Below are 14,039 nucleotides of genomic sequence, written 5' to 3'. Positions count from 1 at the left end.
GTTGTCGTCGAAGTGGTACAGCGCCAGCGGCCGCGGGTGGCTGTTGACGTAGTCGATCACCTGCGCCAGGTCGTCGTAGGTCTTGACCGGCAGCACCGGGCCGAAGATCTCTTCCTGCATCACGCTCATGTCGTCGGTGACACCCAGCAGCACGGTCAGCGGCAGCACGCGCTCACCCTCCGGCAGCGGCGCACCACCGGGGTTGATCTCGATGACCTCGGCGCCCTTGGCGCGGGCATCGGCGATGTGCGCCTTCAGGCGTTCAAAGTGCCGCTCGTTGACGATCCAGGTCAGGTCGGGGTTGCCGGCCAGTGTAGGGTAGCTGCGCGACACCGCGGCACGCAGCGCCTCGATCAGCTGTTCGCGCCGGCCGGTCGGCACGAACACGTAGTCCGGCGCGATGCAGGCCTGGCCGCCGTTGAGCAGCTTGCCCTGGGCGATGCGCCCGGCGGCCACGTCGAGCGGGTAGTCGTCGCTGATGATGGTCGGCGACTTGCCGCCCAGCTCCAGCGTCACCGGCGTCAGGTGCTCGCTGGCGGCGCGCATGACGATGCGCCCGACCTGCGTGGAACCGGTGAAGATCAGGTGATCGAACGGCAGCGCGGAGAAGTGCGCCGCCACCTCGGCACCGCCGTTGACCACCGCCACCTCGTCCGGCGTGAAGGCCTGGCTGACGATGGCCGTCACCACCTCGGCCGTGCGCGGGCAGAACTCGGATGTCTTGATCAGCGCCCGGTTGCCGGCGGCGATGGCGCCGATCAGCGGCGACAGGGTCAGCAACACCGGCACGTTCCACGGGCCGATGATGCCGATCACCCCGCGTGGCTGGTAATGGATGCGCGCCTTGGCGAGCGGAAACTGCGGGCTCCAGCCGGCACGCCGCGGCCGCATCCATTTGCGCAGGTGCTTGCGCGTGTGGCGGATCTCGCCCAGCAGACCGATCACGTCGGCGAAAAAGGTCTCGTGCCGCGAGCGGTGACCGAAGTCGGCGTCCACCGCATCCAGAATCTGCTGGTGGTGGTCGACCACCGCCTGGCGCAGGCGCTTGAGCGCCGCGATGCGGTGTTCGTAGGAGGTCGGGCCAACCTTCAGAAACGCCGCCCGCTGCGCTTCGAGCAGCGGCAGCAACGGGTTGTCGGCGGCGGCGTCGACGCTGTGCAGGGCCAGGCGGTTGGCGTCGTTCATGGGGTGTGCACTCCTCTCGTCGTTGTGTTGCGGGCCCCGCAAGGCGCCGGCGGTGGATTTTTCTTTATACCGCCGTTCGGGCGCGTCAGCCGCGCGCCGCCACCTTGGCCCAGGTGTCGCGCAGCGACACGGTGCGGTTCCATACCGGCGCGCCGGGCCGGCTGTCCGGGTCCGGCGCGAAGTACCCCAGCCGCTCGAACTGGCGTGCCTCGCCGCCCTGCGCCAGCGACGGCTCCAGGCGGCAGTCCTGCAGCACCTGCAGCGACTGCGGGTTTAGCAGGCTCAGGTAGTCGTCCTGGCCGGCCGGGTCGGGCACCGAGAACAGCCGGTCGTACAGGCGCACCTCGGCGGTCACGGCGTGGGCGGCGTCGACCCAGTGCAGCGTGCCCTTGACCTTGCGCCCGTCCGGCGCATTGCCGCCACGGGTGGCCGGGTCGTAGCTGCAGATCAGCTGCGTCACCTCGCCGCTGACCGGATCGGTCACCACCTGCTCGCAGCGAATGAAGTAGGCAAAGCGCAGGCGCACTTCGCGACCGGGTGCCAGGCGGTGGAAGCCCTTGGGCGGGTCGAGCATGAAATCGTCGCGCTCGATGTACAGCTCGCGCCCGAACGGCAGCTGGCGGCTGCCCAGCTCCGGGCGCTGCGGGTGGTTGGGCGCGTCCAGCCATTCCACCTGGCCGGCCGGGTAGTTCTCGATCACCACCTTGAGCGGGCGCAGCACCGCCAGCGCGCGCGGCGCGGACTGCTCCAGCGCCTCACGCGTGCAGGTCTCCAGCTGCACCAGGTCGATGACGTTCTCCTTGCGCGTCACGCCCACGCGCTCGCAGAAATCGCGGATCGCCGCCGCCGGCACGCCGCGCCGGCGCAGGCCGGACAGCGTCGGCAGGCGCGGGTCGTCCCAGCCGTTGACGTGACGGCCGGTGACCAGCTCGTGCAGGCGGCGCTTGCTCATGACCGTGTACGACAGGTTCAGGCGCGAGAATTCGATCTGCCGCGGGTGGCAGGGCACCGGCAGCTGGTCGAGGATCCAGTCGTACAGGGCGCGGTGGTCCTCGAACTCCAGCGTGCACAGCGAGTGGGTGATGCCCTCCAGCGCGTCCGACACGCAGTGCGCGTAGTCGTACATGGGGTAGACGCACCAGGCGTTGCCGGTGATCGGATGCGGTGCGTGCTTGATGCGGTACAGCACCGGGTCGCGCAGGTTGAGGTTGGGCGAGGCCATGTCGATCCTGGCGCGCAGCACGTGGGCGCCATCCGCAAACTCGCCGGCCCGCATGCGGGTGAACAGGGCCAGGTTCTCGTCCGCGGTGCGCGTGCGGTACGGGCTGTCACGGCCCGGCTCGGTCAGGGTGCCGCGGTAGGCGCGCGTGTCCTCGGCGCTCAGGCTGCACACGTAGGCCTTGCCGGTGCGGATCAGATGGCAGGCGAAGTCGTACAGCTGTTCGAAGTAGTCCGAGGCGTGGAAGCGCCGGTCTCCCCAGTCAAACCCCAGCCAGCGCACGTCGCGCTCGATGGCCTGCACGAACTCGACCTCTTCCTTGGCCGGGTTGGTATCGTCGAAACGCAGGTGGCAGACACCACCGAAATCGCGCGCCAGGCCGAAGTTCAGGCAGATCGACTTGGCGTGCCCGATGTGCAGGTAGCCGTTCGGCTCCGGCGGAAAGCGGGTCACCACCGCGCGGTGTTTGCCGGCGGCCAGGTCCTGCTCGACGATCTGGCGGATGAAGTTGCTGGACGGCGGACGGTCGGCGGCGTTCATTGGGACACGACAGGGCGGATACGGGATTGGCGCCTATTGTAGGGAAGCCGGCCGGCGGCCGGACCGCTACGCTATGCGTTTCCTGCAAACACGTCGACGGAGGAACGCAGTGAGCGACAGGAACGACGGACTGGTGGCGGCCTATCTGCTCGATGGCCACGGCGGCGGACAGCGCCTGGGCTGGGACGAGATCGCCCACTGGGGGCCGGACGACGGCGTGCTGTGGGTGCATCTGGACCGCTCCGCCGAGACCAGCCAGCGGTGGCTGCGCGAGGACAGCGGGCTCGACGAACTGGTGGTGCAGGCACTGCTGGCCGAGGAGACGCGTCCGCGCTGCGCGCCGGTCGACAACGGCGTGATGCTGTTCCTGCGCGGCGTCAACCTGAATCCGGGCTCGGACCCCGAAGACATGGTGTCGATCCGCCTGCACATGCACGAACGTCGCATCGTCAGCGTGCGCCTGCGCCGGCTGCTGTCGGTGGACGATCTGTGCGCGGCCCTGCAGCAGGGCCGCGGCCCGCGCGACGCGGCCGACTTCGTGACCGACCTGACCGAGCGACTGACCGATCGCATGGCCGGCGTGATCTGCGACATCGACGACACCGTCGACCGCATTCAGTCGCAGACGCTCGAGGCCGAGGGGCGGCGCCTGCGCGGCGAGCTGACGCGCCTGCGGGCGGAGATCATCGCGCTGCGTCGCTACCTGGCGCCGCAGCGCGATGCCATGGCCCGCCTGGCCCAGGTCAACCTGCCGTGGCTGGCGCCCGCGCACCTGCTGCACCTGCGCGAGCAGGCCGACCGCGTGACCCGTTACGTGGAGGATCTGGACGCCGCCCGCGAGCGCGCCGCCGTGGCCCAGGAAGAACTCGGCAACCGCCTGTCCGAGCAGATGAACGCACGCATGTACGTGCTGTCGATCGTCGCCGGCATCTTCCTGCCGCTGGGTTTCCTGACCGGCCTGCTCGGCATCAATGTCGGCGGCATTCCGCTGGCCGACAGCCCGTCGGGCTTTCTGGAGGTCGTGCTCATCCTGGCCGCCATCACCACCTTCGAGATTCTTCTGTTCCGCTGGCGCCGCTGGTTCTGAGGCCCGGAGCAGCCGACCCCCGCTTGCCGTTTTCCGCACTGCAAAGTAAGCTGGCCACGCACCTTAAAGAGGCGCCAAATGGTTGTTTAATTAACTGTTGGAAAACGGTTTTTTCATGGCAATCACCAGTCAGGAACCGGTCACGGTCAGCATTGCCCGACGTGTGCGGCCGGGCAAGGAGCAGGCGTACGAATCCTGGGTCCGGCAGATCATCGCCGCGGTGTCCCGTTACCCGGGGCACCTCGGCGTGGCGGTGCTCAGGCCCGTGCCCGGCGGACGGGCCGACTACGTCCTGGTGGACCGTTTCGACAGCCTGCAGCACCAGCAGGCCTGGGAGCAGTCCGCCGAGCGGGCCGGTTTTCTGCAACGCCTGGCGGATCTCACCGAAGGCGAGGAACGCATACAGAAGGTATCCGGCCTCGAATTCTGGTTTTCGCTGCCGGAGGTGCCGGCCGAGGCCGTGCCGCGCCGGCACAGGATGACGCTGGTCATCACCCTGGCGGTGTTCGTCCTGGGCATGACCCTGAACGGGCTGTTCGGTGACGTGCTGGCGCAGCTGCCGCTGGTGGCGCGCGTGGCCGTGCTGTCGATCGTGCAGGTGCTGGTGCTAAGTTACCTGCTCATGCCACGCCTGACGGCGCTGTTCAAACACTGGCTGTACGACACCCCCTAGAAGGCACCGCCATGCCCGACACACCCCTGACCCACCGCCAGCTGGCGGCGCGCCTGGGGCGCGACACCCTTGCCGCCGTGGTGTCGGACTTCTACGACCGGGTGCAGCACGACGTCGACCTGGCGCCGACCTTTGCCCACGTGCGCGACTGGGCGGAAGTCAAGGCGCGCATCACCCACTTCTGGTGGCTCGACCTGGGCGGCGAGCGCTACCGCGACGACGTCTACAACCCGCACACCGTACACCGACACGTCGGCGCCCAACCCGAACAGGTGGCCCCGTGGCTGCGGCTGTTCGAAGCCACCGTGCACGACCACCTGCCCCCGGACCTGGCCGAAATCTGGCTCACCCGTGTGCGGCGCATGGCCGACTGGGTGCGCACGGAACTGCAAGACCCGACCCCACGGCCCGGGCGCGCCGCCGACCTGTCCCGCTGAACGACCCGCCGCGCCTGTCGCTCACTCGTACAGGCGTCTGAAACCGCGCTCGCTGAAACCGTCCAGGCGCCGTTCACCGACCAGGATCACCGGCACCCCCGCCGCCCCCAGGCGGCGGTAGTCGAGCCGACCCTTCACCGTCGTCTCGACGTCGTACTCCTCAAACGCAATGGCGTGGGCCCGGAAGTACCGCCGCGCCCGGTCGCACACCCCGCACCAGCTGGCGGAATACATGACCACCCGGCCCACGCGTGCCGGCGTCGCCGGGCTGCCGCTGCCGACCGGGGGCGGTGGACGCACGGGCACCGGCCGCCCGTCGACACCGGCCGGCGGCCGGTCCGAGAACTGCACGTTGCCGTCGGCATCATGCCAGCGGTACACCTGCGCCCGGGCGCCATTGGCCACGCAGACCGTCAGCACCGCTCCGGCAAGAGCGGTCATTACCCATCGCCGCATTTGCCCCCTGCGACGCGCGTGCCCACCCGGCATGGCGCCCACCCTCGGCGGCGCTACAGCTGCCGTGGCAGCGGCTGGGGGTAGAGTTCGTCGAGGCCAATCGAGCGCCCCTGCCCCACCATCATCCGGGCGTGCCGGCGCGACAGCTGACGCGGCTCGGATACGCCGCACGAGTGGGCGATCATGGCCACTTCCTTTTCCATGTTGGTCACGAAATGCGCCACCCGCTGGGCCTTGTCCGCCGGCACCAGGCCACGCTGCAGGCGCGGATCGTGGGTGGTGACGCCGGTCGGGCAGGTGTTCTTGTTGCATTGCATGGCCTGGATGCAGCCAAGCGCGAACATGAAGCCCCGCGCCGAGTTGACGAAGTCGGCACCAACCGCCAAGGCCCAGGCGACGCCACGGGGGTTGATGAGCTTGCCCGACGCAACCACCTTGATCCTGTCACGCAAATCCCAGGCCACCAGCCGGTCCACCACACCGGGCAGGCTTTCGGACAGCAGCATGCCGACGCCATCCATCAACGGCATGGGTGCCGCGCCGCTGCCGCCCTCGGCGCTGTCCACGGTGATGAAGTCCGGCGCCGACTCGACGCCACGCCGACGCACTTCGGCGCACAGATCGTCCAGCCAGTCGAGGCTGCCGATCACCGTCTTGAACCCGACCGGCTTGCCCGTCAGTTCGCGGATGCGGGCGATCTGATCCAGCAGATCGTCCAGGTCGTCGATGTCCGGGTGCCGGTTGGGCGAAATCGAATCCTCCCCTTCGGGAATGCCGCGAATGGCGGCAATCTCGGCCGTCACCTTGGCTGCCGGCAGGATGCCGCCCTTGCCCGGCTTGGCGCCCTGACTGAGCTTGATCTCGAACATCTTGACCTGCTCGAGCGCCGCCAGTTCGCGCAGGCGTGTCTCGGACAGGCCGCCGTCGGCCTCGCGCACGCCGTACTTGGCGGTACCGATCTGGAACACCACGTCGCATCCGCCGCTCAGATGCGCCGGCGCCAGCCCGCCCTCACCGGTGTTCAGCCAGCAGCCGGCGCGCGCGGCGCCCATGGACAGCGCCAGCACCGCCGGCTGCGACAGGGCGCCGTAGCTCATGGCCGACACGTTGAGGATGGCGCGCGTGGTGTACGGCTGGCGGCAGAACGGGCCCAGCGTGACCGGCTTGGCCGGCTGGGCTTCCTGATCCAGCGGCGCGAACAGGCTGCTGGCGAAGATGATCGCGCCCGGCCGGTGGATGTCCTGCGTGGACCCGAACGCCACGGTGTTGTCGATGTTCTTCGCCGCGCGGTACACCCAGCTGCGCTGGGCGCGGTTGAACGGCAGCTCCTCGCGATCCATGGCGAAGAAGTACTGGCGGAAGAACTCGCCCAACCGCTCGAAGGCATAGCGAAAACGACCGATCAACGGAAAATTGCGCCGCACCGTGTGTCGCGTCTGCACGCGGTCGGAGACGTACATGACCAGCGCGGTCAGCACCAGCGCGCCGAGCGCAAAAACGAACAGCGCCGCCAGAATTTCCAGCACGGCCACTAGCCAGCGGGAAAAATTCTCAGGCAGGATCGGCATCGTCTGGACCTCCTGGAAAACAGCACGCGATGACCGGCATCGACCCCATTATCGGCCGCGCCCGCCGTCTGCTGACAGAAAGTCGTCGCACGGTGGTGTTCAGCGGCGCCGGCATCAGCACCGAGTCCGGCATCCCGGACTTTCGCAGCCCCGGCGGACTGTGGAGCCGTCTGCGGCCCATCGACTTCCAGGAGTTCCTGGCCTCGGAGGCCGCCCGGCGTGAGGCGTGGCGACGCAAGTTCGAACTCGATGACGCCATCGGTGCAGTGCAGCCCAACGCCGGGCACCGTGCCGTGGCACGGCTGGTGGCGGCCGGACGTGTCAGCCACGTCCTCACCCAGAACATCGACGGGCTGCACCGGGCCAGCGGCGTGCCGGCCGACCGCATCGTCGAGCTGCACGGCAACGGCACCTACGCCGCCTGCCTGGCCTGCCACAAACGCTACGCGCTGGCCGACATCCGTGTCCGCTTCGAAGCCGATGGCGCGGCGCCGGTGTGCGCGTGCGGCGGCTACATCAAGTCGGCCACGGTGTCCTTCGGTCAGCCGATGCCGCTGCACGCCATGCGCGTGGCCGAAGCCGCCACGCTGGCCTGTGACCTGTTCGTGGTGATCGGTTCGTCGCTGCAGGTCTACCCGGCCGCCAGCCTGCCGGAACTGGCGCGCCGCAACGGCGCCCGCCTGCTGATCATCAACCGCGAACCGACACCGCTCGACGCCATCGCCAACCTGGTGCTGCACGCCGAAAGCGGTCCCACACTGGCAGCGCTGGTCGCCGATGGCTGAGTCGCACCCCGAGCCGGCCCGCCTGCGTCTGGGCGTCAGCGCCTGCCTGGTCGGCGAGGCGGTGCGTTACGACGGGAGCCACAAACGCGACGGCTTCGTCGCCGACCTGCTGGCGCAGCATTTCGACCTGGTGCCGGTATGCCCGGAGGTGGCCATCGGCCTGGGCGTGCCGCGGGCGCCGATCCGGCTGGTACACACCGACCGCGGCGTGCGGGTGCGCGGCGTGCGTGATCCGGACCTGGACGTCACCGACGCACTCGATGACGTGGCCGCGCAGCAGGCCACGCACGCCGCCGCGCTGTGCGGCTTCGTGCTGAAGAAGAACTCTCCCAGTTGCGGCATGGAGCGGGTCAAGACATACACCGAGACCGGCATGCCACACGGCCGTGCCAGCGGCGCCTTTGCCGCCGGCCTGATGGCGCGGGTGCCGCTGCTGCCGGTAGAGGAGGAAGGTCGTCTGAACGACCCGGCGCTGCGCGAGAACTTCATCGAGCGCGTGTTCGCCTACAGCCGCTGGCAGGCATTGACCGCCGGCCCGGTCAGCGGCGCCGCGCTGGTCGACTTCCACGCGCGGCACAAGTACCAGCTGCTGGCGCACAACCAGGCCGCCTACCGGCGTCTGGGCCGACTGGTGGCCGACGTCGGGCGCCAGGCCTCGACCGGTTTGCTGCACCAGTACGGACACGCGTTCATGGCCGCTCTGGCACGCCACGCCTCCGTCGGCAGTCACACCAACGTGCTCCAGCACCTGGCCGGTTACGTCAAAAACCGGCTCGACGACACCGACCGGGCCGAACTGCACCAGGCCATCGAGGACTACCGGCTGCACCGCACGCCGCTGCTGGTGCCGGTGACCCTGCTGCGACACCACCTGCGCCGCCATCCGAGCCCGTGGGCGGTACGCCAAACCTACCTGGCCCCCGACCCGGGCGAGCAGTTGCTGCGCAATCACGCCTGAACCACCGGCGCACCGGCCGCGCGAAACCGGGACCCGGACGCCGGCCAGGACCGCAGGCGGCCCGTCCGCAGGGCCATCACCGCATCGTTGACGCAGGCGCCGAGGACCTGCGCCCGTGGCCCGCCATGCGCGCGGTTTCGCCGCTGGCGGCGCCCCAGGCGCGTGCCCCTCGCGCCCCGCCGGCTGGCATTAAATCCCCGGGTGGTTAAACTTGAAATACTGAGTTGGCGCCTATATTTATGAATATGCGCTCTAGCGCCTGCCACGATTTCAGCCACCCGGTCATATGTTTTGCCTATCGAATCCAGCGAACCGAATCCTCTGAATTCCGACCGACCGTCGACCATCTTTCAAGCCGTCACCGTCGTCGGAGGCGGTGCCTGGGGCTCTGCCCTGGCCATGACCGCCCATGCCGCCGGCCGCGACACCACGCTGTGGGTACGCGAGACCGACGCGGTCGCCGCCATCCACCGCGATCGGCGCAATCCCTTCCTGCCTCAGCACCCGCTGCCCGACGCCATCAAGGCCACCGACGACCTCGCCGAGGCGCTGAGCGGCACGCAGCTGGTGATCGTGGTGGTGCCCTCGCAGTTCCTGCGCCCCATGTGCCGACAGATCGGCGCACACCTGCCACCCGGGGTACCGATCGTGGTGTGCAGCAAGGGCATCGAGAACGACACCGGCGCCCTGATGACGCAAGTGATCGAGCAGGAATTGCCCGGCCGGCCACTGGCCGCCTTGTCCGGCCCGAGCTTCGCCGATGAAGTGGCCGCCGGACAGCCGACGGCGGTGACCATCGCCTCGGCCGATCTGGCCGGCGCCACCGCCGACAGCGCGCCGCAGACCCTGGCCGCCCGGGTGGCGATCACCCTGGCCACGCCGAGCTTTCGGCCGTACCTGTCGGAAGACCTGGTCGGCGTCGAGGTCGGCGGCGCAGTCAAGAACGTGCTGGCCATCGCCTGCGGCATCGCCCAGGGCCGCGGCATGGGGTCGAATCCACGCGCGGCACTGATCGCTCGCGGCCTGGCCGAGATCAAGCGCCTGGCCACGGCGCTCGGCGGCCAGCGGGAAACCGTCACCGGCCTGGCCGGGATCGGCGACCTGACGCTGACCTGCTCCAGCGAGCAGTCGCGCAATTTTTCCTTCGGCAAGGCGCTTGGCGAGGGCCGCACGGCCGAGGAACTGCTGAGCAACCGTACCAGTGTGGTCGAAGGCGTGGTCAACGCCCGCTCGGTGGCCGCGCTGGCGACCCGCCTGGGCGTGGACATGCCCATCTGCCAGGCCATCGACCGGGTGCTGCACGGCGGCCTGCCCATCGACGACGCCATCGAGCTGCTGATGGTCCGCCCGCTGCGCGCCGAATCGGCGGCACTCGAGAAACTCATCAAGTTGCCCCACCCTTCCGCATGAACACACCTGCCAAACACAGCACGCCGGGACTGATCCTGGCCACCGACCTCGACGGCACCTTCCTGGGCGGCAGCGAGGCGCAGCGCCGGGCGCTTTACCAGGCCCTGCAGCAGCGTGACGACGTGCTGCTGATCTTCGTCACCGGCCGCGACATCGACTTCCTGCGCGAGCTGGTCGAACAGCCGGGCATGCCCAGGCCGGACCTGATCATCGGCGATGTCGGCACCAGCGTCTGGGACACCGCCACCTGGGAGCCGATCGAGGCCCTGGAACAGGACATCCGCGCACTGTGGAACGAAGCCAACGCCCGCGTGCTCGAGCTGCTGGCCGACGAGCCGGGCCTGACGCTGCAACCGACCCCGTTCCGTCACCGCGTCAGCTACTACTACGACCCGCAGCAGCTGCGCCAGGAAACCCTGCGCAAGGTGGAGGACGCCGGCTTCGACTGGCTGCTGTCCGCCGACACCTTCTTCGACGTCCTGCCGCGCGGGGTGCAGAAGGGGCCGACGCTGCTGCGCCTGATCGAGCGCCTGGAACTGGCGGCCGAACGGGTGCTGGTGGCCGGCGACACGCTCAACGACCTGTCACTGTTCAAGACGGGCCTGAAGGGTGTCGCGGTCGGCAACTCGGAACCGAAACTGCTGGAGGCCATCGACGGCTTCGACTGGGTTCACCGCGCACGCGGCGAGGGCGCCGCCGGCATTGCCGAGGCAATCCATCACTTCGGACTGCACGACGAGGAACGCACGGCATGAAGAAATCGTCGCTGGTGATCGTCTATCACCGCCAGCCCTATCAGGAAGTGGTCGAGAACGGCCGCACCGTCTACCGCGAGCACGAGAGCCCGAACGGCATCGTGCCGACGCTGAAGAGCTTTTTCGGCCGCATCGTGGATGGCCGTGGCGCCTGGGTAGCCTGGAAACAGGTGACCCCGCGCCAGCGCGAGCGCTTCGAGCGGGTCATCGAGATCGACGACCGCCACGGCCACTACGTGGTCTCGCGCCTGCCGCTGACCGCCGAGCAGGTGCGCTCGTTCTACCACGTCACCTCGAAGGAGGCGCTGTGGCCCATCCTGCACTCGTTTCCGTGGCTGTTCCGCTACGAGAACGTGGACTGGAGCACCTTCCGTGAGGTGAACGCGCTGTTCGCGCAGGCCGCCGCCGAACAGGCGGACGACGATGGCCTGGTGTGGGTGCACGACTACAACCTGTGGCTGGTGCCGAAATACCTGCGCCAGCTCAAGCCGAACGTGCGCATCGCCTTTTTCCACCACACACCGTTCCCGGCGCCGGACGTGTTCAACGTGTTGCCGTGGCGGGACGAGATCGTCGACAGCCTGCTCGACTGCGACCTGGTCGGCTTCCACATTCCACGCTACGCCCGCAACTTCGCCGACGTCGCGCGCGGCCTGCGCAATGTGACGCTGGAACAGGAAACGGACGTCGAGGCCGGCATGTCACCCTGCGGCCTGGCGCTGTCCGAGCCGCGCACGCCGACCGTGCTGCGTCACGGCGAGCGGCGCACCGCCATCGATGCCTTCCCGGTCGGCACCGACCCGCGCCTGATCGGCCAGCTGCTGGACAGCGAACCGAATCAGGCCCTGCAGCGCAGCATCCGCGAGGAACTGGGCGAGCAGCGCCTGATCATCGCCGTCGGTCGCACCGACTACACCAAGGGCATGCGCGAGGCGCTGACCACCTTCGAGCGGCTGCTCGAACGCCGCGCCGACCTGCACGGCAAGGTGAAGCTCATCGTCACCTCGGTGCGGGCGGCGTCCGGCATGCGCATCTACCGCGACACGCAGCGCGACATCGAAGCCCTGGTCGGGCGCATCAACGGCCGCTTCTCGAAGCTCAGCTGGGCACCGGTGCTGCTGTTCAGCAACGCCATCCCGTTCGACCGGGTGATCGCCTACTACCACATGGCCGACATCTGCATGACCACGCCCCTGCGCGACGGCCTGAACCTGGTGGCCAAGGAATTCGTCGCCGCCAAGCGTGGCCAGCCGGGCGTGCTGGTGCTGTCGGAGTTCGCCGGCTGTGCCGTCGAGCTGCCGCAGGCCGTCCTGACCAACCCCTACTCGCAGCGCGCCATGGATGCCGCCCTCGACCAGGCACTGGACATGGATCCGGACGAGGCGCGCTCGCGCATGACCACCATGCTGGCCAACATCAGCCAATACGACGTCAACCACTGGGTGCAGCACACCTTCGAGCGCTTCAACGACATCATGCCCGGCGACTTCACGGACCATTTCGCTGCGCATGCGGCGGCCTGACCGGCTGCGCCGGCGCGCCGCCGGCCTGCTGTGTGCCGCCCTGCTGCTGGGCGGCGCGCTGCCGGCACGCGCGGTGGAACTGGCCATCGCCTGCGGCGCGCTGGGACTGGAGCGCGACCTGTGCGCGGCGGCGGTCGAGGCATGGGCCGAACGTACCGGCCACCGGGTGACGCTGGTGTCGACGCCGAACTCGTCCACCGAGCGCCTGGCGCTGTATCAGCAGGTGCTGGCGGCCGGCGCCGACGACATCGACGTGCTGCAGGTGGACGTGGTGTGGCCGGGCATCCTGCACCGCCACCTGATCGACCTGAAGCCCTACCTCGGCGACGCGCCGGCGGCGCATTTCCCGGCACTGATCGCCAACAGCACCATCGACGGCCGGCTGGTGGCCATGCCGTGGTGGACCGATGCCGGCGTGCTGTACTACCGCCGGGACCTGCTCGAACGTCACGGCCTGACGCCACCGACCACCTGGGACGAGCTCGCGCGCAGCGCCGAAACCATCCTCGACGCCGAGCGGGCGGCCGGCAACACCGACCTGCAGGGCTTCGTCTGGCAGGGCCGCGCCTACGAGGGCCTCACCTGCAACGCGCTGGAATGGATCGATTCCTTCGGCGGCGGCACGCTGGTGGCCGCCGACGGCCGGGTCACCGTCAACAACCCGCAGGCCATCGAGGCGCTGCAAACGGCGGCCTCGTGGGTCGGCGGCATCTCGCCACAGGGCGTGCTCAATTACGACGAGGAAGCCGCCCGCGGCGTGTTCCAGAGCGGCAAGGCCATCTTCATGCGCAACTGGCCCTATGCCTGGGCACTGGCCCAGGGTGCCGACAGCCCGGTGCGCGGCAAGGTGGGCGTCAGCGCCCTGCCGCGTGGCGGCGCCGCGGGCAAGACCAGCGGCACGCTGGGCGGCTGGCAGCTGGCGGTGTCGCGGCATTCCCGCCACCCGGCCGAGGCGGCGGACCTGGTGCGCTTTCTCACCAGCGCCGCGCAGCAGAAGCAGCGCGCCATCCGCGCCGCCTACAACCCGACCCTGTCGGCGCTGTATGACGACAGCGAAGTGCTGGCGGCCAACCCGTTCTTCGGTCAGCTGCGGCGAACGTTCGAGCACGCCGTGGTGCGCCCGTCGCGCGTCACCGGCAGCCGCTACAACCGCGTGTCGAGTGCCTTCTGGCAGGCGACACACGACGTGCTCAGCGGCGAGGCCGAGGCGGCCGACCGCCTGGCCCGGCTCGAGGGTCGCCTGAACCGCATCGGCAGGCGCGGTCGCTGGTGACCGCCGATGGCCGACGGCATCTCCCCACTGCCCACGCGTCCTGCCCGCCGCGGCTGGATGCACACACGCCGGCGCACCGCCTGGCTGTTCGTCACGCCCATGCTGGCGGCGCTGGCGCTGGTCGCGCTGTGGCCGCTGCTGCGCACGATACTGTTCAGCTTCACCGACGC

The 14,039-nt window shown here is 69.2% G+C and carries 13 protein-coding genes; 9 read left to right on the top strand and 4 right to left on the bottom strand.

Annotated features, from left to right (window positions below; all coding sequences use genetic code 11):
* Both ABYX71_RS06120 and ABYX71_RS06115 read right to left on the bottom strand, forming a co-directional pair.
* The coding region (locus tag ABYX71_RS06120; protein ID WP_372695621.1) for an aldehyde dehydrogenase family protein at positions 1-1,185 on the bottom strand (1,185 nt) is incomplete at its 3' end.
* Between the two features lie 85 nt (positions 1,186-1,270).
* The gene (locus ABYX71_RS06115) at positions 1,271-2,944 is read right to left on the bottom strand and encodes a glutamine--tRNA ligase/YqeY domain fusion protein (RefSeq protein ID WP_372695620.1); all 1,674 of its coding nucleotides are present in this window, start codon (positions 2,942-2,944) and stop codon (positions 1,271-1,273) included.
* Between the two features lie 109 nt (positions 2,945-3,053).
* On the opposite strand from ABYX71_RS06115, the gene ABYX71_RS06110 reads away from it, so the two are divergent.
* The 3 genes from ABYX71_RS06110 to ABYX71_RS06100 all read left to right on the top strand — a co-directional run bounded on the left by ABYX71_RS06110 (position 3,054) and on the right by ABYX71_RS06100 (position 5,141).
* Positions 3,054-4,031 (top strand): zinc transporter ZntB, encoded by a 978-nt coding sequence (locus ABYX71_RS06110; protein WP_372695619.1) that lies wholly within the window; start codon positions 3,054-3,056, stop codon positions 4,029-4,031.
* Positions 4,032-4,146: 115 nt separating this feature from the next.
* Positions 4,147-4,704, top strand: a complete 558-nt coding sequence (locus ABYX71_RS06105; protein ID WP_372695618.1) for an antibiotic biosynthesis monooxygenase — start codon at positions 4,147-4,149, stop codon at positions 4,702-4,704.
* Between the two features lie 11 nt (positions 4,705-4,715).
* The gene (locus ABYX71_RS06100; protein WP_372695617.1) at positions 4,716-5,141 is read left to right on the top strand and encodes a group III truncated hemoglobin; all 426 of its coding nucleotides are present in this window, start codon (positions 4,716-4,718) and stop codon (positions 5,139-5,141) included.
* Positions 5,142-5,162: 21 nt separating this feature from the next.
* On the opposite strand, the gene ABYX71_RS06095 is transcribed toward ABYX71_RS06100, so the two are convergent.
* Positions 5,163-5,582, bottom strand: a complete 420-nt coding sequence (locus ABYX71_RS06095; RefSeq protein ID WP_372695616.1) for a DUF4124 domain-containing protein — start codon at positions 5,580-5,582, stop codon at positions 5,163-5,165.
* 68 nt (positions 5,583-5,650) lie between these two features.
* Positions 5,651-7,165: an FMN-binding glutamate synthase family protein gene (locus ABYX71_RS06090; RefSeq protein WP_372695615.1), complete on the bottom strand. Its 1,515-nt coding sequence runs from the start codon at positions 7,163-7,165 to the stop codon at positions 5,651-5,653.
* A gap of 29 nt (positions 7,166-7,194) precedes the next feature.
* On the opposite strand from ABYX71_RS06090, the gene ABYX71_RS06085 reads away from it, so the two are divergent.
* The 6 genes from ABYX71_RS06085 (at position 7,195) to ABYX71_RS06060 (ending at position 13,869) form a co-directional block, all read left to right on the top strand.
* Positions 7,195-7,950 (top strand): NAD-dependent deacetylase, encoded by a 756-nt coding sequence (locus ABYX71_RS06085; protein WP_372695614.1) that lies wholly within the window; start codon positions 7,195-7,197, stop codon positions 7,948-7,950.
* Positions 7,943-8,908: a YbgA family protein gene (locus ABYX71_RS06080; RefSeq protein ID WP_372695613.1), complete on the top strand. Its 966-nt coding sequence runs from the start codon at positions 7,943-7,945 to the stop codon at positions 8,906-8,908. The genes ABYX71_RS06085 and ABYX71_RS06080 overlap by 8 nt, the downstream gene beginning before the upstream one ends.
* Positions 8,909-9,199: 291 nt before the next feature.
* Complete coding sequence (locus ABYX71_RS06075) at positions 9,200-10,318, top strand: NAD(P)H-dependent glycerol-3-phosphate dehydrogenase (RefSeq protein WP_372695612.1); 1,119 nt, start codon at positions 9,200-9,202, stop codon at positions 10,316-10,318.
* Positions 10,315-11,073, top strand: a complete 759-nt coding sequence (locus tag ABYX71_RS06070; protein WP_372695611.1) for an HAD-IIB family hydrolase — start codon at positions 10,315-10,317, stop codon at positions 11,071-11,073. Before ABYX71_RS06075 ends, ABYX71_RS06070 begins: the two co-directional genes overlap by 4 nt.
* Positions 11,070-12,596 (top strand): glucosylglycerol-phosphate synthase, encoded by a 1,527-nt coding sequence (gene ggpS, locus ABYX71_RS06065; protein ID WP_372695610.1) that lies wholly within the window; start codon positions 11,070-11,072, stop codon positions 12,594-12,596. Before ABYX71_RS06070 ends, ggpS begins: the two co-directional genes overlap by 4 nt.
* Entirely contained in the window at positions 12,583-13,869 is a 1,287-nt protein-coding gene (locus tag ABYX71_RS06060) for an ABC transporter substrate-binding protein (protein WP_372695609.1), read from the top strand. The genes ggpS and ABYX71_RS06060 overlap by 14 nt, the downstream gene beginning before the upstream one ends.
* Positions 13,870-14,039: the final 170 nt, after the last annotated feature.

It is taken from the genome of Immundisolibacter sp. (assembly GCF_041625615.1).
Taxonomy (GTDB): domain Bacteria; phylum Pseudomonadota; class Gammaproteobacteria; order Immundisolibacterales; family Immundisolibacteraceae; genus Immundisolibacter.
Note: the sequence above shows the minus strand (reverse complement) of the source record. Positions and strands in the feature narration are given on the sequence as shown.

Coding starts and splice junctions, on each gene's coding strand:
- ABYX71_RS06115 (WP_372695620.1), bottom strand. CDS start 2,944: ATGAACGCCGCCGACCGTCCGCCGTCCAGCAACTTCATCCGCCAGATC.
- ABYX71_RS06105 (WP_372695618.1), top strand. CDS start 4,147: ATGGCAATCACCAGTCAGGAACCGGTCACGGTCAGCATTGCCCGACGT.
- ABYX71_RS06100 (WP_372695617.1), top strand. CDS start 4,716: ATGCCCGACACACCCCTGACCCACCGCCAGCTGGCGGCGCGCCTGGGG.
- ABYX71_RS06095 (WP_372695616.1), bottom strand. CDS start 5,582: ATGACCGCTCTTGCCGGAGCGGTGCTGACGGTCTGCGTGGCCAATGGC.
- ABYX71_RS06090 (WP_372695615.1), bottom strand. CDS start 7,165: ATGCCGATCCTGCCTGAGAATTTTTCCCGCTGGCTAGTGGCCGTGCTG.
- ABYX71_RS06085 (WP_372695614.1), top strand. CDS start 7,195: ATGACCGGCATCGACCCCATTATCGGCCGCGCCCGCCGTCTGCTGACA.
- ABYX71_RS06080 (WP_372695613.1), top strand. CDS start 7,943: ATGGCTGAGTCGCACCCCGAGCCGGCCCGCCTGCGTCTGGGCGTCAGC.
- ABYX71_RS06070 (WP_372695611.1), top strand. CDS start 10,315: ATGAACACACCTGCCAAACACAGCACGCCGGGACTGATCCTGGCCACC.
- ggpS (WP_372695610.1), top strand. CDS start 11,070: ATGAAGAAATCGTCGCTGGTGATCGTCTATCACCGCCAGCCCTATCAG.
- ABYX71_RS06060 (WP_372695609.1), top strand. CDS start 12,583: ATGCGGCGGCCTGACCGGCTGCGCCGGCGCGCCGCCGGCCTGCTGTGT.